The organism is Mucilaginibacter jinjuensis, from assembly GCF_028596025.1.
Lineage (GTDB): Bacteria > Bacteroidota > Bacteroidia > Sphingobacteriales > Sphingobacteriaceae > Mucilaginibacter > Mucilaginibacter jinjuensis.
This window is the reverse complement of record NZ_CP117167.1, coordinates 1834464-1851549: the sequence shown is the minus strand read 5'-3', so window position 1 is coordinate 1851549 and position 17086 is coordinate 1834464. Positions and strand designations below refer to the sequence as shown.

At 41.4% G+C, this 17086-nt stretch carries 16 protein-coding genes; 1 reads left to right on the top strand and 15 read right to left on the bottom strand.

Annotated features, from left to right (window positions below; genetic code table 11):
* From bamA to PQO05_RS08330, 12 genes are all read right to left on the bottom strand, one after another.
* A complete protein-coding gene (bamA, locus tag PQO05_RS08385) occupies nt 1–2556 on the bottom strand; it encodes an outer membrane protein assembly factor BamA (protein ID WP_273632254.1) in 2556 nt (851 codons plus the stop codon).
* Between the two features lie 61 nt (nt 2557–2617).
* Nucleotides 2618–3358, bottom strand: a complete 741-nt coding sequence (locus PQO05_RS08380) for an isoprenyl transferase (protein ID WP_273632253.1) — start codon at nt 3356–3358, stop codon at nt 2618–2620.
* A 298-nt stretch (nt 3359–3656) separates the two neighbouring features.
* Nucleotides 3657–4190 carry an ExbD/TolR family protein gene (locus tag PQO05_RS08375; RefSeq protein WP_273632252.1) on the bottom strand — a complete coding sequence of 178 codons (534 nt, stop codon included), beginning with the start codon at nt 4188–4190 and terminating at the stop codon, nt 3657–3659.
* A gap of 119 nt (nt 4191–4309) precedes the next feature.
* Nucleotides 4310–5110 carry a type IX secretion system protein PorG gene (gene porG / locus PQO05_RS08370; protein WP_273632251.1) on the bottom strand — a complete coding sequence of 267 codons (801 nt, stop codon included), beginning with the start codon at nt 5108–5110 and terminating at the stop codon, nt 4310–4312.
* 9 nt (nt 5111–5119) lie between these two features.
* Nucleotides 5120–5998, bottom strand: coding sequence for an NAD kinase (locus tag PQO05_RS08365; protein ID WP_273632250.1), 879 nt, complete (start codon nt 5996–5998; stop codon nt 5120–5122).
* Between the two features lie 9 nt (nt 5999–6007).
* Nucleotides 6008–6667, bottom strand: a complete 660-nt coding sequence (locus PQO05_RS08360) for a CBS domain-containing protein (protein ID WP_273632249.1) — start codon at nt 6665–6667, stop codon at nt 6008–6010.
* Nucleotide 6668: 1 nt separating this feature from the next.
* Nucleotides 6669–7436, bottom strand: a complete 768-nt coding sequence (locus tag PQO05_RS08355; protein WP_273632248.1) for an alpha/beta fold hydrolase — start codon at nt 7434–7436, stop codon at nt 6669–6671.
* A gap of 114 nt (nt 7437–7550) precedes the next feature.
* Entirely contained in the window at nt 7551–8000 is a 450-nt protein-coding gene (locus PQO05_RS08350; protein ID WP_273632247.1) for a GatB/YqeY domain-containing protein, read from the bottom strand.
* Between the two features lie 96 nt (nt 8001–8096).
* Nucleotides 8097–8855: an SDR family NAD(P)-dependent oxidoreductase gene (locus PQO05_RS08345; protein ID WP_273632246.1), complete on the bottom strand. Its 759-nt coding sequence runs from the start codon at nt 8853–8855 to the stop codon at nt 8097–8099.
* Between the two features lie 43 nt (nt 8856–8898).
* A complete protein-coding gene (gene porT / locus PQO05_RS08340; RefSeq protein ID WP_273632245.1) occupies nt 8899–9645 on the bottom strand; it encodes a type IX secretion/gliding motility protein PorT/SprT in 747 nt (248 codons plus the stop codon).
* Nucleotides 9642–10373 carry a bifunctional demethylmenaquinone methyltransferase/2-methoxy-6-polyprenyl-1,4-benzoquinol methylase UbiE gene (gene ubiE / locus PQO05_RS08335; protein ID WP_273632244.1) on the bottom strand — a complete coding sequence of 244 codons (732 nt, stop codon included), beginning with the start codon at nt 10371–10373 and terminating at the stop codon, nt 9642–9644. Before ubiE ends, porT begins: the two co-directional genes overlap by 4 nt.
* A 709-nt stretch (nt 10374–11082) precedes the next feature.
* Nucleotides 11083–12795: an amino acid permease gene (locus PQO05_RS08330; RefSeq protein ID WP_273632243.1), complete on the bottom strand. Its 1713-nt coding sequence runs from the start codon at nt 12793–12795 to the stop codon at nt 11083–11085.
* Between the two features lie 77 nt (nt 12796–12872).
* Between PQO05_RS08330 and PQO05_RS08325 the strand changes: the two genes are divergently transcribed.
* The gene (locus tag PQO05_RS08325) at nt 12873–13535 is read left to right on the top strand and encodes a phosphatase PAP2 family protein (protein WP_273632242.1); all 663 of its coding nucleotides are present in this window, start codon (nt 12873–12875) and stop codon (nt 13533–13535) included.
* On the opposite strand, the gene PQO05_RS08320 is transcribed toward PQO05_RS08325, so the two are convergent.
* The 3 genes from PQO05_RS08320 to PQO05_RS08310 form a co-directional block, all read right to left on the bottom strand.
* Entirely contained in the window at nt 13532–14194 is a 663-nt protein-coding gene (locus PQO05_RS08320) for a hypothetical protein (protein WP_273632241.1), read from the bottom strand. The two genes, PQO05_RS08325 and PQO05_RS08320, sit on opposite strands and share 4 nt — an antisense overlap.
* Nucleotides 14195–14260: 66 nt before the next feature.
* Nucleotides 14261–15961, bottom strand: a complete 1701-nt coding sequence (locus tag PQO05_RS08315; RefSeq protein ID WP_273632240.1) for a M3 family oligoendopeptidase — start codon at nt 15959–15961, stop codon at nt 14261–14263.
* A 189-nt stretch (nt 15962–16150) separates the two neighbouring features.
* Nucleotides 16151–17080 (bottom strand): NAD-dependent epimerase/dehydratase family protein, encoded by a 930-nt coding sequence (locus PQO05_RS08310; RefSeq protein ID WP_273632239.1) that lies wholly within the window; start codon nt 17078–17080, stop codon nt 16151–16153.
* Between the last annotated feature and the right edge of the window lie 6 nt (nt 17081–17086).

Here is a 17086-nt window from a genome sequence, read left to right as displayed (position 1 = left end):
TTAATTAAAGCCACCGCTTAAACTTTGAGCAATTGAGAAGTGGAACTGGCCTTTGTTGGCATCCGGTATACCCGGTATTGCATCAAAGCCATAACCATAATCAAGCCCAAGTAAGCCAAATATAGGTAAAAATATACGTGCACCCACACCTGCAGAACGCCTAACGTTAAATGGATCGAAATGAGAGAAATCATTCCATACGTTACCACCCTCGGCAAAGGCCAGTACAAATATAGTTGCCGACTGGCTTGCAATAACCGGGTGTCTAAGCTCAATAGTGTATTTGTTATAGATTGGGCTACCTGGGTTAGTATCGGCAGTGTAGTTGGTACCCACCGGTATAATAGAGAAGTTTTTGTAACCCCTTAAACCGATGATATCACTACCCTGTAAGAACTGGTAAGTTTGCATACCATCACCACCCAGCTTAAAGCGCTCGAACGGAGACGGGCCTACTTCCTGGTTATACTCGCCAAGGAAACCGAAACGTACCTGCGACATTAACACCAGTTTACCAACTATACGCGAGAACCATTGCGCATCAAACTTCCATTTGTAGTACTCAACAAAATGGTAACGCTCTTCCTGCGTAGCTATTTTATAGTTTATGTTGTTAAATAACGAATATGGAGGTGTGCCCTGTATTGTTAATTTAATGTTTGAACCCGATGTAGGGAAAATTGGCGCATCTAACGAGTTACGGCTTAACTCCTGGGTAAGCTTAATGTTGTATGATGTACCGTTGCTGAAGATATAACCGGTATAGTTATCCAATGAGTAGTGATCGACGTTTAATGAATAGTTTAACTGGAAATAGTTATCCGGCCATTGTAAACGTTTACCCAAGGTAATACCCGCACCCACAATACGCAGGTAATTATAGTTAGGATCAGATTTTGGATAGTACTGCCCTGTTGAGCTTAACTGGGTATATGCAGTTAAACCAAAGTAGATTGGCTTTTTACCACCAAACCAAGGATCTGAGAACGTGAACGAATAGTTCTGATAGTTTTTACCGTTAGCCTGGCCACGTAAGCTCAATTTTTGTCCATCACCTTTTGGCAGTGGTTTGTATGATTTTAAGTGGAAGATGTTACGCAACGAGAAGTTATTGAACGTTAAGCCCAACGTACCCACCAGCTGCCCGCCACCGAAACCACCCGAAAGCTCGATCTGATCGGATGGCTTTTCTACCACGTTGTACAAAATATCTACTGTACCATCCTGCGGATTAATGTTGGTTGGTTTTGGCTCAGTTTTTTGCTCGTCGAAGTTTCCTAACTGAGAAATTTCGCGGGTACTGCGCATTACCAGATCCTTAGAGAATTTCTGACCAGGTTTAGTCCTGATCTCGCGCATTACCACTTTATCATTGGTTACATCGTTACCTTTTAACAATACACGGTTAATGGTGTACTGAGGGCCTTCATAGATCCTGATATCCAGATCAACGGTATCGTTATAGATTTTGGTTTGTACCGCATCTGCCTGGTAGGTTAAATAACCATCATTAAGATATAGTGATGAAACGTCATCGCTATTTGGTGTAGGGCCGCTTAAGCGTTTGTTTAATTCTTCTTCGCTAAATACATCTCCTTTTTTAATACGAAGGATCTTGCTTAATAAAGTAGTTGGATATTTAGCATTACCCGACCAGTTGATTTTACCGAAGTAATATTTAGGGCCTTCGTAAACTTTAATTTTAACGTTTACGCTTTCATCATCATGTTTCCAAACCGAGTCGCTTACAATTTCAGCATCGCGGTAACCCTTACCCTGCATTTTCTCAACAAGGCTTTGCTTATCTTCCTCGTATTGTTCCTGCTTAAATTTCTTAGAGCCGAAAATGTTATAGAACCTGCGCTGGCGGGTTTTAGGTAAATATTTTTTTAACTGGGCCGATTTAAAAGCTTTGTTACCTTCAAATATCACCTCGTTGATTTTTACCTTTTGATGCTTATCAATCGTAACATCCAAGATCACGCTATTGGCATCTCCCGGATCTTTACGTTGTTTAATATCAACAGTAGTATTTAAATAGCCCTTTTCATAATAGTGCTTTTTAATAATAGCAGTGGTGGTATTCAGTAAGTTTTCGTTAACAATTTTACCTGTTTTATCACTTAGCTTTTTCTGTATATCCTCTACCTCACCCTTGCGGATACCAAGTAAGTGTAAACGAGATAAGTGCGGGCGTTCTAATACTGCAATATCAAAGTAAATGGTATCGGCATTTATTTTGGTCACGTTTAATTTTACGTCATCAAAAAGGCCTTGCTGCCAAAGGTTACGGATTACGCTTGCCGATGCATCGCCCGGCAGGTTAATCTTATCACCCTTGTTTAATTTTGATATCTGTATCAATACGTCTTTATCCAGATATTGAGCGCCACTAACTGTAATCCCACCTATAATATAATCCTTAGGATTGAGGTAACTTAAACTATCAGCAGGTATAGAAGATCTGGAGAGGGCTGCCTGGGGCTGTGGAGCCACCTGCGCCATAGCCGCAGTACCAAAAACAACAAAAAGAATTGTAAAAAGAAATTTATTCATTCGAATATTTAAGTGGGCTAAAAATAGTTTAAACAGTTGTTAAAAATTGTTAAAAGTAAAATTAATTAACCTGTTCGCTGATCATTCCAAACCGGCGTTCTCTCTTTTGAAAATCCAGTATGGCTTCAAAAAGGTCATCCTTGCGAAAATCCGGCCATAGTTTGGGTGTAAAATAGAGTTCGGCGTAAGCGATCTGCCAAAGCAGGTAATTACTGATGCGATACTCGCCGCTGGTCCTGATCAATAATTCAGGATCGGGCATATCACCTGTGTACAAATTATCGGCAAACATTTTCTCATCGATATCTTCTGCCTTTATTAACCCCTGTTGTGCTTTTAATGCCAGATTTTTTGCCGCCTGTGTAATTTCCCTTCTCGAGCTGTAGCTCAGGGCAAGCGTTAAAGTTAAACCTGTGTTGTTTGAAGTTTTCTCAATCGCGTCTCTTAACTCACGAAGCGCCTTTTTAGGAAGCATCTCTATATCGCCTATTGTATTGAGGCGAACGTTCTTCTCCATCAGGTTTGCAATCTCTCTGTGGATGGTGCTGATGAGCAACTCCATAATAGCCGAAACTTCAAACTTTGGGCGGTTCCAGTTTTCTGATGAAAAGGTATACAAAGTAAGATACTTAATGCCCAGATCATCCGAGCCTTCAATAGCTTCACGAACAGAACGAACACCATTGGTATGACCAAAAATGCGTAGCTTCCCCTTACCTTTTGCCCATCTGCCGTTACCATCCATAATAATAGCGATGTGCTCCGGCAATTTTGATGTATCTATCTGCTCTATATAATTCATTTGCTACCTGATCAAAAGCCAGAAACCGGCTCATAATAGCGCGTAATATTACGCGGTTTGTTATTCGTTTTTTGCTTAACTGTTTTTAAATTAATCAGGTGTCCGGATACATTTAATACCCAATAAACCACAATTTTTCAGGGTACAAAGGTAAAACTTACTTTGGATTTTTTTATTATAAGTGTTTAAAGAAAAAAATCAAATATTTTATGCGCCAAACAGGGCTATATGACGTGTACAAAACAAAACAGCCCTGCATAAATACAGGGCTGTTTTGTAATTTATTAATTATCAGCTATTAGTAGGCTTTGTATTTTTTAAGCAGGTCTACATCTTTAGGCGAGATATCAACTATGGCATACCTGTCTACTTTGGATATATTAAGTTCATCAAGCGTACTTACCAGGTTATCATAAATACTGTGGGTGCTTGGCTTTACCAATACAATTAGATCTTTGCCGGTTTGGGCTTTAATCTGATTACGCTTATTAAGAATTGCTTCGCGTAAGCTGTTTTTACCGTAATTAACAATTTCGGGGTTAGATAATGGTGCATCTGCCATACCCATGTACCATAACACCTGGTTGTTTTTGCCAAGGCAAATAGTCATTGTACGGTTGGCAGGGGTGAAAGAATCATTAATAACATCGTTAGTCTTGTCGGGCATTGCTATTGCCATAGCTTCCTGCTTTTGCAACGTGGTTGTAAGCATAAAGAAGGTAATGAGTAAAAATGCAAGATCAACCATTGCGGTAAGGTCAACCCGTACCGGGATCCTTGTGCGTTTGGATTTGCCACCTGCCTTAGCAGGCGCAGAATTTAACTCGGCCATAATCGTAAAGTTTAAGGTAAAAACTGGTTTATATTACTAATGCAATATACAATTATAACGCAAGTTAATGCATCTTTGTTGCAAATAAATCAAATTTATATTGTATAAATCGAATAGAACTATCGCCTGCTATTATTTACAAAATAACAACGGTCTGAGATCCAGGTATAGGAGATAGAAATACTGAAAAACATATAGCTATCATGCGGGCGCAGATCGCCGCGTTGTGTACCTGTAGGGTCTAAGGGGTCTTTGACTATTCTCCGGTCGGCAAGCGATGCGGCAGTGGCATTGGTAAAACTGGCTGGGTTGGCATAAGTGCCACTTACATCATCCAGGTAATCTGTGTTGGTATAATGATAGGTAGCATCAGCCGTTAAACTAAGCTTGCCCAGAAAATTATATTTAAAACCAATACCATAAGGGATACTCAAGGCAATCTTTGAATAAGGCTTGGTCTCCCCTTCTGTACGGCCCGAACGCAGATCGTACCTTAAACCATCAGCAGCTTTAGCAGTAGGCGTATAATAAACCCCGCCTAAGCCCAAAAAGATATAAGGTGTAAAACTATTTTTAAATATGCCGGGGCGATACTCTAAAAAGTTAACCTCGGCCCTTGCGCTCACCTCGTGTAGGGTGGTTAAAAAGCTAAGGTTACGGTTACGGATATCTGGGTATGATGAAGTACTATCGGCAGCCTGGATCCAGCCGAAGGTATAAGAAAGCCTAGCCGATACATAAGGGCTATAATTTTTACGGGCGAAGATACCGATTGCGCCCCCGCTTACCTGCAATGGGTTACGGGAGTTTAAATCGCCCATATATCCCGAGCCGCCAATAAGGCCGCCCAGTTCCCAGGTTTGCGCATTGGCCGCAAGGGTTGCTGTTAGTAAAAGAAAAAGCGTAAATATTCTCCGCATCCAATAAATTTAATAGTTACGGGCATCTAAACCCCAAAGTAACTTGTTCCTTAACGTTTTCAGGTAACTTTCATTGTTCAACCGCACTAAGTTAAGCCCAAACCCTGCCTTTGAAATGCTGAATTTCATATTTTCTCCCAACACCGCTGTGCGCGAATCGCATGAGATGAGATAGTTTGCACCGCGGGTTTCTACATCAAAAGAAAGCTCGCTGCTATCCGGGAATACAATCGGCCGTACATTTAAATTATGCGGCGATACCGGCGTAACCACAATGGTATTTGCTTGCGGGAATATAATTGGCCCGCCACAGCTTAATGAATAAGCTGTAGAACCTGTAGCAGTTGAGATAATAATGCCATCGCCCCAATAAGTGTTTAAAAACTCATCGTTTAAATAGGCATGCATGGTTATCATGGCTGCATCATCGCGCTTGTGGATGGTAATATCATTTAGCGCAAAATTGCAGTCGCCAAATACTTCCGCGTCTGATTTTATGCAGATCAGCTCGCGGTTATCCAGCGTATAATCGCCATTAAGCACGGCCTGTATAGCCTCTTCAATATCACCTTTATTTACACTGGCCAGATAACCTAAGCGGCCAAAATTGATACCCATTACCGGGATGCCGCTATCACGAACCATCGTAACAGTATCAAGCAATGTACCATCGCCACCCAGGGTTAAAAATAAATCGATGTACCCTTTTAATGGTATCGATAAATCTAAAACGGGGTAATTAAAATCAGCTATTTTACCGTTCAGAAACTCATTAAGTAATGGGTGAACCAGAACCTCGGCATCGCTTTCTGCCAGGTGTTCAAATACTTTTTGTGCAAAGGGTAAAACGGAGTCGTTAAACTGTCGGCCGTAAACTACTATTCTCATACGGTGTTCTTAAAAATTGAGGTAGTTCATCAGCGAATCATAACGATCCCTGGTATCGTCATTATCATCAGTGTGGCCAAACACTGCTTTTACATCATATCCATAACGTAAAAAGGTAGCCGAAATACCTGATGTATCTTGTTTATTAATTTTGAGGGTAACCTCCATACGGGTCGAATCTGGAAATGTGCGCGCGTAAGAGCTTAGGATCTGTGCATTATCAGACTCTACAATCTGGGCCATGTGTGCCAGCGAATTATTTTTATTGGTGATTTCCAGCACAATAATTACACCCGGTTCGGTAGCTGAAGTGAGTTGCGCAATGCCGTTTACCATTGCATTAACCGTAATAACCCCCATGTAAGTTTTATTTACACTTAATACAGGTATTACACTTATTTGCCTTTGATATAGTGCGCTAATAACTTCATAGATATGCTGTGCTTCTAATACATAAGGCACAGTAAGCGTTAATGGCAACGAACTTAAAAGCGTTTCGTGATTAGGGTCTGTCAGCTCTTCTTCTGCAAGCAAACCCAGGTACTGATCGTCGTTTACAATGGGCAGGTGCCTCACCTTAAACTCGGCCATACGATCAAGCGCCTGCTGAATGGTATCAGAGGTGCTTAACGGTGGTATCGCATCAACAATCAGCTCTATTGCAAGCATATTATTTTTTATTTTTTACCTTCTGCAAAAACTCTTTCAAGTACATATTAAACTCTTCCGGGCGTTCCATCATGGGCGCATGGCCACATTTGTCAATCCAGTAAAGTGTGCTGTCGGGCAGTAGTTTGTTAAATTCAACGGCTACTTCCGGCGGCGTTATATGATCATTTCGTCCCCATATTAAACCTACGGGGATTTTTATCTTTGGCAAATCCTTACCCATATTATGCCTGATTGCCGATTTTGCCATGGCCAATATCCGTATTACACGGTTACGGTCGTTAATGGTGGCGTAAACCTCATCAACCAGGTCATCAGTCGCAATTGCCGGGTCGTAAAAAGTATATTCTACTTTCTCTTTCACAAAATCGCGGTTCTCGCGACGTGGGAATGATCCTCCGAATGCATTTTCATACAAACCAGAACTGCCGGTTAATACCAGCGTTTGGATCATGTCCGGATGTGCCAGGCAGTAAATTAAACCAACATGCCCCCCCAGGGAATTCCCTAATAATGTAATGTTAGTTAATTTTTTATACTTTATAAACTTATGCACAAATTTTGACAACGACTTAACACCTGTTGTTAGCAGTGGCAAGTCGTAAATTGGCAGTATTGGTAACACCACGCGGTATTCGTCTTTAAATGCATCAACAACATCTTGCCAATTACTTAAAGCACCCATTAAGCCGTGTAGAAGCAACAGCGTTTCGCCTTTTCCCTCTTCTATATATGTGAAACCGTTTTCTTCCCGAAGCGCGTAACTCATAAAAAACTCTATCTATTTAGTATTGTACCGATCTTTAATTCAGTATAAAAGCATTATTTATACGCTATAAAGATACTTTTAAGAAATTGAGTTGCAACAATTAAAGCAACTAAATTATGCCAGTAATTGTTTAACCACTTCTGATATTGTTTTGCCATCGGCTTTGCCTGCAAGCTCTTTATTGGCTGCGCCCATAACCTTGCCCATATCTTTAACAGAGGTAGCACCTACCCTGCTAATCAGGTCTTTCAAGTAAACTTCAACCTCTTCTTTGCTCATTTGCTTAGGCAAATAGGCCTCTATAACGGCTTGCTCCTGCGCTTCTATCTGATACAGATCGTCACGGTTCTGCGCTTTATAAATGTCTGCAGATTCTTTACGTTGCTTAACCAGTTTCTGCAACACTTTAATTTCTGTCTCACCGCTAATTTCTTCTGAAGCACCTTTTTCAGTAAGCGCCAATAACAATGCTGATTTTATAGCACGCAAGCCACGCAATTTATCTGCATCCTTAGCCAGCATGGCTGTTTTAATATCCTGGTTTATGGTTTCTATTAATGACATGTTTTTGGTTATTAAGTGTACTGAGTTATTAAGTTATTAGCTCTTGAATTACGGATAAAATACCCAAATAACTTAATAACCTAATAACCATAGTAACTATTTCCTAAATATATTTGTTGCCGTTGCTTGCGCAGTTGGCATTACTATTATTTCGTTTATGTTTACATGCGCCGGGCGCGATACTGCAAACCAAATAGTTTCTGCTATATCTTTTGCCACCAAAGGGTCAAAACCTTCGTACACCTTTTTAGCACGGGTTTTATCACCTTTAAAGCGCACTTCCGAAAACTCGGTTTCTACAGCACCAGGATGCACCGCTGTTACCCTGATGCCATGGTTCAATAAATCAATCCTCATCCCTTCACTTAATGAGCTTACGGCCGCCTTGGTAGCACAATATACGTTACCGTTGGCATAAACCTGTTTGCCGGCAATAGAGCCTAAGTTAATAATTTGGCCGAGCCCGTTTTCAATCATCCAGTTAGATACCACTTTGCTTACGTAAAGCAAACCTTTTATGTTGGTATCAATCATGGTATCCCAATCGTCATACTTACCATCCTGTATGGGGTCTAAACCCTGGCTCAGGCCTGCATTGTTAATCAGCACATCTATGTGTTTCCAATGTTGCGGTAAACTCTCCAGGTTGCTGATCACACTTTCGCGGTTACGCACATCAAAGGCCGAAACTGCAACCTCAACATTATATTTCTCATTAATATCTTTAGCCAGCTTCTCCAGGCGATCATGCCTGCGGCCAGTAAGCACCAGATTATATTGTTGAGCAGCAAATAAATGAGCACAAGCCTCACCGATCCCTGCGGTGGCACCTGTTATTAAAGCAATTTTAGCCATAGGTGTGTAACTACGGCAGCGAAATTATGTTTTTTTAATTTACTTATTCGAAGTATAAGCTAAAACTTATAGTATGGAGGAATAATTTACTTATAGGAGATGAATATGGGTGGCTCTCTGGCATTAACACGTTGTTAAACGAGTTGCTCACCTTTAGTTCGGGCGATAACTTAAAATATTCGAAATAAATATCGCAACCGATTGCTGCTTCCCAGGCATTGTAGTTACGTGTTAACTTTACCTTTTTATCATCCAGGCCGGCTTCGGTGTCGTCCGGTTTCTTATTGATGGCGAACGATGTTTTTACACCTCCTAATACGTAAAAGCGAAAATCGCCCATACGGTCTGATTTTAGCTTGAGTGAAAGCGGTATATCTACCGATGTGGTTTGTATTTGCTTGGTAATATTACCGCTCGAATCCTGGTAGGTATACCGAAGTTCTTTATCGGCAAATACCAGTTGTGGTGTTGTACGTATTTCGAGGTGATCGGTAATACTGTATCGCGTTACAAAGCCGATACCAAAGCCCGGTAAACTATTTGAGCTGATAGATGTAAGCGGTGTTTTGTAAGGCGCGTTATTATTGGTGGGATCTAAATATTGCTGTTGCCAGTTCGCTTTCTTAACAATTTTAAAATCACTGTTTACATATTGAAAGGTAAAACCGAAGCTCAGGTCGTTCTGATCGGCACCACCGCCCCATGATGGAACGATAGTATATTGCGCCCATGATTTAGAAGCGCAAAAGATCAATAAAAAAACGATCAGATACCCGGCTTTTCTTCTCATTTAATACCCGTGTAAATAGAACAGATGCCAAACGTTAACGATCTGTGCTTTGTTTGCTTATACCCTACCTTGTCCATTAATGTTACAAAACTTTTGCCATCCGGGAAGGCGGCAACAGATTCGGGAAGATAAGAATAAGCTCTTGAATCTTTAGAAAAAAGCTTACCAATTGAGGGAGTGATATAATTAAAATAAAAATTATACAACTGCTTTATCGGAAACGCTTTCGGTTTAGAAAACTCTAATATCACAGCCTTGCCACCTGGTTTCAACACGCGCAGCATATCAGCCAGTCCAGCCTCCAGGTGCTCAAAGTTACGCACACCATAGGCAACGGTTACTGCATCAAATTTATCTGCGCCAAATGGCAGGTTTTCAGAGTCGCCGGTGTAAACCTCAAACTTATCATTAAGGTTGCGTTTGGTGATCTTTTGTTTAGCCACCTCCAGCATCCCTTCAGAAATATCAACCCCGGTTATTTTTTTAGGGTGAAGCATACCCAGGGCTTCAAACGCAAAATCGCCTGTGCCGGTAGCCACATCCAAAATATGCTGGGGTTTATCTTTTTTTAATTCGTTGATTGCTTTTTTGCGCCAGATGATATCGATCCCTAACGACATAAAGTGGTTCAGGAAATCGTAAGTACCAGATATATTGTTAAACATATCGGCTACCTGCTCTTTTTTGGTAGCCTGCTGACTATTATAAGGAGTTACAGTTTTGCTCATATATTGAGCGCTAAAGATAAGGAGATATTTGTTATTTGCTGCTGTAGAATAGCCAAATCGTCATTGTGAGAAACGAATTTCTAATATTCGAGACTGCGCTTTAATTACAGAACAACACAATTATCTATAGTCAGTGCTATTATCAATGTCTGTCCCGCTCAATCGCCGCGGGAAGGCTGTTACTTTGGGGCGCCAAAGTAACCAAAGCGCTTTTCGGCAAAAGGCTTCTTTGCGCACAGGCCCTACCGCACAGCGTTCAGAACAACACAGGCCGGGATATTTTGCCCCACTCACGTTCGCTCAGGCCAACCCTTCTGCAAAATCTCCAATGCCTCTTACCGGCGCACGAGCCATCATTGTTCTGCCCGCTTTGGGCCGAAGCTGTTTGCCGACGTTAGAAGAGATGCAAGAACCGAGAGTCAGGAATCAAGACAAATGAAAGAATAAGGCAGCATCAGGACAATCAAAGGAAGCGGTGGCCCGGACGCAAAAGCGTGGCCGTGAAGTGGACTTGTGCGGTGGAGCTTTTTTGCGTCTTGATCTTTTGGTTACTTTTGGATCAAGCCAAAAGTAACAGCCTACCCGCGGCGATTGAGCGGGACAGACATTAATTAAAGCACAGCTCACTCATAATAGTTTCTGCATTAAACAAGCCGGTACTAATCGGTCTGAGATTGCTTCGTACCTCAGCAATGACGCGAGACGAGAATTACTTATCCAACCCCTCCATTTTCCCAATCCTGCTATGCTTATAGCTGTAGGTAAAGTAAATCACCAAACCTATAACCAGCCAGATTAAGAAACGCAGCCAGTTGGTATAACCCAGTTCTGTCATGAGGTAAAAACAGCTTAAGAGACCTAATACAGGTATCAACGAAAGTTTTTTAACAAAGGCCAATACACTTAAACCTGCTGAAAGAACAATGAACAGGAAGTATGGAAAATTCTCATGACTGTTAGTGCCTGAGAACAAACCCATGATCGGTTTCCAAAAGAAATATATGCCAAGTATAAATAGTGCCGGAACTATCAGTTGCGAATTAATATATGGGATCTGGAACTTCCCCTTTACAGATGCTTCTTTAGGCAACAAAAGCACACCACCACAAACCAGTACGAAGGCAAACAGGGTACCGATACTTGTAAGGTCGGTTACCTCGGTAAGGTTCATGAACAAGGCCGGTACTGCCACCACAAAACCGGTTACAATGGTTGCAAATGATGGTGTTTGATGGACTGGGTGAATGCGTGAGAAAGCTTTAGGCAATAAACCATCTCGGCTCATACTCATCCAGATACGTGGCTGGCCCAGTTGGAATATCAATAGTACACTCGCTGTCGCAATGACTGCGCTGATAGATATCACATAGCTAATCTTTTTCAAGCCAACGTGTGAGAATACAAATGCCAGCGGGTCTCCCACATCTAAACTTTTATAACTCACCATACCCGTAAGTACAAGGGCTATTAACACATATAATACGGTACAAATTACAAGGGAATAAATCATACCACGCGGCAAATCGCGTTGCGGGTTTTCGCACTCTTCGGCTGTTGTTGATATCGCATCGAAACCAATATAAGCGAAAAACACACCAGAAACACCTTTCATCACACCACCGAAACCGTTAGGTAAAAAAGGATGCCAGTTGGCAGGTGTTACATAGAAAAAGCCTAAAACTATAACAGCAATTACCACGGCGATCTTTAAAAGCACCATCGCATTAGTTACCTTCTTAGTTTCGCGGATGCCCACGTATACCAGATAGGTAATAATGATTACAATAAGCAAAGCCGGCATATTGGCAATTAACTTAAAGTTGCCTATACCCGGGGCTGTCGACCATGCAATGGCTTCACTACGTAGTTTATCGGTAATATCTGCCGCGTGCCCATTTGCGGTTAACTGGCTAATTGTACCTTCGGCGCGATAAGCACTCAGGTAATCCATCGTCAAATATTCGGGCATGTGGATGTGGAAACCTTCGAGCAGGTTAACAAAATATTCGCTCCATGAGATAGCTACCGCGATGTTACCAATGGCGTATTCCATCAATAAATCCCAGCCGATAATCCAGGCGATCAATTCACCAAAAGATGCATAAGCATAAGTATAAGCGCTACCCGCAACCGGGATGCGTGAAGCAAACTCGGCATAACACATGGCCGAAAAGCCGCAGGTTATAGCAGTTATTACAAATAAGATGGTTACACCAGGGCCACCATTAAAGGAGGCTACGCCAATAGTAGAGAAAATACCTGCGCCAACAACGGCGGCAATACCCATCAGGGTAAGGTCTTTTACATTTAATACTTTACGGAGGTGCGATTCTGTGCCAGAATGTTCGCTATCGCTGTAACCACTGGCAACATCAGCAAGTATGGTATCGATCGACTTTTTACGGAAGATATTTTTCGACATTAAATTTTAATCAATTTACGGAAGTCAAACATAACTATTTTTTCGGTCTAATTGGGCGCATTATCGTAATTTGCGCCATGAAGCTACGTATTACCGACGTATTATATCGATTACGGTTATTTTTTATTCCTTATTTGATTATTCTGAGCGCATGTTTGATCATAAAGCTCATCTATACCCGCGAAGCCATCTATTTTACAGTAAATAGCTACCACAACACCTTTGCCGACTACCTTTTTATCGGTGCAACCGATGTTGGCGACGGTTTATTTATGCTGTTTGTAGTTTTGATTTTAACTTTATTTAGTTATCGCAAAGCCTTTTTAATGGCAAGCAGTTTTCTTATAACTACAGTATTAGTGCAAATAGCAAAGCGACTGGTACATGCCCCCCGCCCTTCTGTTTACTTTACAGACCATGCCCACATTTACTACGTAAACGGCGTAAAACTTTTCACGTCAAACAGTTTTCCATCCGGGCATACAGTGCAGGCATTTACTATGGCAGTTGTACTGGCTTATCTGGCAAAGCAAAAAAGTTGGGGGTTTATCCTGTTGATAGCAGCTATCCTGGTTGGTTATTCGCGCATGTACCTGAGCGAGCATTTTTTTGAGGATGTGATGGCCGGTTCTATTATTGGCACTGTGGCAACAATAATATGGCTCACTATCATAGATAGCAAGCCATTTATACATACCCAAGCCTGGACCCGGGGACTTTTAAGTAAGAAAGATAATTAAGCTACTGCCTGTTTACGCTTACGGCTGCGTACCACCATTACAATAATAATGATGAGTATAATACCGCCTGCAACTAAAGCTATTTTTAATGCTTTGTGCATACCGGTAAATTTGCCATAAGTACTAAACTGATCTGTACCGTCAAAGCCTGGGGCAGTTTTTATAGAAGCAAAAAACTGATCGGCCTCTTTTTTAGCAATGTCTTCGCGCTGTTGCGGATACATGAACTGGAAGGTATAGGTTGCATCCTTGGTATACAGGATCCTAAACCTACGGATCTGTTCGCCTTGGGTATCATCGCTGGTGCTTAAGGCAAAATCACGCACCTCTACGTTATTAACAATGGTATCGTGGCTATTTAGGATAGTACCATTGCCTGATGATTTCTGAAGTTTGGTAATGTACTCCTTAAAAACCTTATTAAGGTCCTTCTCTTTTTTTAGCGGCTTATCAGTAGGGTTTGGTGCTTTTATAACCACCATGTACCCCAATGTACCTGTACCAGAAAATATAGTTTGACCGAGGGTGTCGCGTTTTTGAAATTCTGCCGGTAAGGAAACTGTTACCAGGCTATCTATTTTCACAGGTTTTAGTACCTGTGCATGGGCTGTTGCTATTGCAAGTATGGTTATGTAAAAACCTATCAGTATCTTTTTCATAGTTATTTGTTATAACTAAAAAAACACCGATAGGTTTTAAAGAAGGTTGGGGATTAACCTTAAAGATTACAATTTGGCCAGTTCGCTTTTTACAAAAGCAACCAGCTCTTTCACGTATTCGGCACTGAAATCGAATTTAATTCCTGCCGTTTCGTAAATCTCTTTAATGGTTTTGGTATAGCCCAGTTTTAAGGCATCCAAATATTGCTGAAGCCCTTTTTCTGGATTTTCTTTATAGTTTTTCCATACTGCAATAGCGCCTAATTGAGCCATACCATATTCGATATAGTAAAACGGCACTTCGAAAATATGCAGTTGTTTTTGCCATAGATTGGATTCTGCTTCTTTATAGTCGCTCCAATCTACAAAACTGGCACCAAAACGCTCGTAAATCTGCATCCATGCTTCGCGGCGTTGCTCGTCGGTATGGTCGGGGTTGGTATAAATCCAATGCTGAAACTGATCTACCACGGCTACCCATGGCAGGGTTTTAATTACATCGATCAACTGATCACGTTTAGCACGTTTCAGTTCTTCCGGGTTGCTGAAGAATACATCCCAGTTATCCATCGAAATCAATTCCATCGACATAGAAGCCAGTTCGGCAACTTCTGACGGACAATGTTTAAAGTCGTTCAGTTCCAAATCTGCAGTCAGGAAAGTATGAACCGCATGGCCACCTTCGTGTACCATCGTAGTTAAATCGCGGAAAGTATTGGCAGAGTTCATGAATATAAAAGGCGCACCGGTTTCAGCCAGCGGATAGTTGTAACCACCCGGGGCTTTACCTTTACGGCTTTCCACATCAAAAAGGTTATTCTCTTTCATGATCTCCAAACGCTCGCCCAGGTAACGGCTGATATTGCTGAAGCATTGGATTGATTTTTCGATCAACTCTTCTCCGTTCTGGAAAGGTTTCAGCGGGGCTTGACCTGTGATGTCAACATCAGTATCCCAAGGCTTCAAAGCTTCCAGACCTAAAGCTTCTTTACGTTTTTCAGCTTGTTCTCTCAACACAGGCACAACTTCCAATTCGATAGCTTCATGGAAACTATAGCAATCCTGAGGCGTATAATCAAAACGGCCCAATGCTTGGAACATATAATCGCGGAAGTTTTCGAAACCGGCATTCAAAGCCACTTTATGGCGAAGCACACGCAACAAATCGAACAATTTATCAAGCTCTTCTTTGTTCTCCAAACGGCGGCCAGTGATCTTCTCCCAAGCTTCCTGGCGTTTTTCACGATCAGGGCTTTTCAGTATCGCGGCGGCTTGTTCTAAAGTAAATTCTTTATCGCCGATGTGAACCGACATAGCGCCAGTGATCGACTGGTATTTCTGCTGCTCAACCTGTATCTCAGTCTGAATAGGAATATTTTCCTCGCGGAATAGTTCCAACGATTTTTTGATGCTTCGCAGATAAACAAAATATTTCTCGTTATCCAGTTGATCGAAGTATTCGCTTTCAACCAGTTTCTTATTCAGTGCGTTGCTGTAAGGCGCAATTTTCGGTTCGATTTCAGTAGCGAAATATTGGAAGTTCTGTAGCAACTCCTCGCTCACAGTATCGCAGGTCATGCGGATGTAGCGCCATGCAAAATCTTCTTCAATAGCAGCTTCAAATTCGCTGCGGTCGCGTAGCCATTGCTCTAATTCCTCAACCGAGTCAATCTGGCGATCACGCAATTCAATCAAAAGTGGTTCTAAATTTTCCCACTTCATTTCCAGATTTTCGGGTATATAATGTTTTGCTTTTTTATGGATCATGGTGTTTGATATGCAAATGTGCAGATGTGCAAATATGCAGATTATTGTGAGAATCAGAATTTACAGAATTCAAGAATTAACAGAATTATGGCATTCCATTATCTGAACCAAATTTATAGAATTCAGGAATTATGAGAATTTACATCAAGCATTCTGCTAATTTTTAAATTCTATAAATTCTGGTTCAAATTATTTCTTGAACAGTGTTTGCGAAAGCTCAACTATCCCATCCCTGTAAGTAGTTGGTTTTACATTGAAGTATTTCTCAAACTTGTCTGAATTAAAAATATAGTCATGATCATACTGATAATACATCTCAACAGAACCTTTAACCAGCGGGTTAAATAAACCTACCAACTGAAGCATTAGCTTGTTAATGGTACTATAACGGGGTTTAGTAGTGAATACATCAGCTGCCAGTTCCATAAATTGTACACCGGTTAAAGGCGTAGCAGTTGGCACATGCCAGATTTGATTATCGCTCTCAGGTTTTTGACCAAGCAGGTACATAGCGTTACCGCAATCAGGGATGTAAGAGAAAGAGTGCAGCATTTTCGGTTTGCCTATCCATTGGGCTTTATCACCTTTGGCATACTTGGCCAAAACCATACTATCGAAGAAACTATTCATGCTTTCAGCACCGTAAAAATCGGCACCGCGGAGAATGCTGGCTTTAATGTTTCCGCTTTGAGCTTCGTCCATTAATTGAGTGGCGATTTTAGCACGAACTTCTCCTTTTCCACTCACCGGGTTGTATGGTGTAGTTTCTAACATCGGGCCGTTAACCAAACCGTACATGTATACGTTATCGAAAAATATAAAGCGGGCACCAGTTTCTTTGGCTACGTTAATCATGTTTTGCATAATTACCGGCCATTGTTGTTGCCAAACTGTTACGCTGTACACTATGCCTGCACAGAGGTAAATTACGTCTGATCCTTTTGCGGCTTGCAATACTTCGGCATAGTTTAGCAAGTCGGCTTTATGCCAGCTTACGTTATTGCCTGCAGTTTCTAAAGGGCGCCTGCTAACTAAGCGAACTGTTTCATTTTGATTGATTAACTGACGGGTTAAAACATTGGCCACCGGGCCACCTGCTCCAAATATGGTATGTATCATTTTTTT

What these genes read in the sequence shown, in the direction of transcription:
- bamA (WP_273632254.1), bottom strand. Translation starts at nt 2,556, where the DNA reads ATGAATAAATTTCTTTTTACAATTCTTTTTGTTGTTTTTGGTACTGCG.
- PQO05_RS08380 (WP_273632253.1), bottom strand. Translation starts at nt 3,358, where the DNA reads ATGAATTATATAGAGCAGATAGATACATCAAAATTGCCGGAGCACATC.
- PQO05_RS08375 (WP_273632252.1), bottom strand. Translation starts at nt 4,190, where the DNA reads ATGGCCGAGTTAAATTCTGCGCCTGCTAAGGCAGGTGGCAAATCCAAA.
- porG (WP_273632251.1), bottom strand. Translation starts at nt 5,110, where the DNA reads ATGCGGAGAATATTTACGCTTTTTCTTTTACTAACAGCAACCCTTGCG.
- PQO05_RS08365 (WP_273632250.1), bottom strand. Translation starts at nt 5,998, where the DNA reads ATGAGAATAGTAGTTTACGGCCGACAGTTTAACGACTCCGTTTTACCC.
- PQO05_RS08360 (WP_273632249.1), bottom strand. Translation starts at nt 6,667, where the DNA reads ATGCTTGCAATAGAGCTGATTGTTGATGCGATACCACCGTTAAGCACC.
- PQO05_RS08355 (WP_273632248.1), bottom strand. Translation starts at nt 7,436, where the DNA reads ATGAGTTACGCGCTTCGGGAAGAAAACGGTTTCACATATATAGAAGAG.
- PQO05_RS08350 (WP_273632247.1), bottom strand. Translation starts at nt 8,000, where the DNA reads ATGTCATTAATAGAAACCATAAACCAGGATATTAAAACAGCCATGCTG.
- PQO05_RS08345 (WP_273632246.1), bottom strand. Translation starts at nt 8,855, where the DNA reads ATGGCTAAAATTGCTTTAATAACAGGTGCCACCGCAGGGATCGGTGAG.
- porT (WP_273632245.1), bottom strand. Translation starts at nt 9,645, where the DNA reads ATGAGAAGAAAAGCCGGGTATCTGATCGTTTTTTTATTGATCTTTTGC.
- ubiE (WP_273632244.1), bottom strand. Translation starts at nt 10,373, where the DNA reads ATGAGCAAAACTGTAACTCCTTATAATAGTCAGCAGGCTACCAAAAAA.
- PQO05_RS08330 (WP_273632243.1), bottom strand. Translation starts at nt 12,795, where the DNA reads ATGTCGAAAAATATCTTCCGTAAAAAGTCGATCGATACCATACTTGCT.
- PQO05_RS08325 (WP_273632242.1), top strand. Translation starts at nt 12,873, where the DNA reads ATGAAGCTACGTATTACCGACGTATTATATCGATTACGGTTATTTTTT.
- PQO05_RS08320 (WP_273632241.1), bottom strand. Translation starts at nt 14,194, where the DNA reads ATGAAAAAGATACTGATAGGTTTTTACATAACCATACTTGCAATAGCA.
- PQO05_RS08315 (WP_273632240.1), bottom strand. Translation starts at nt 15,961, where the DNA reads ATGATCCATAAAAAAGCAAAACATTATATACCCGAAAATCTGGAAATG.
- PQO05_RS08310 (WP_273632239.1), bottom strand. Translation starts at nt 17,080, where the DNA reads ATGATACATACCATATTTGGAGCAGGTGGCCCGGTGGCCAATGTTTTA.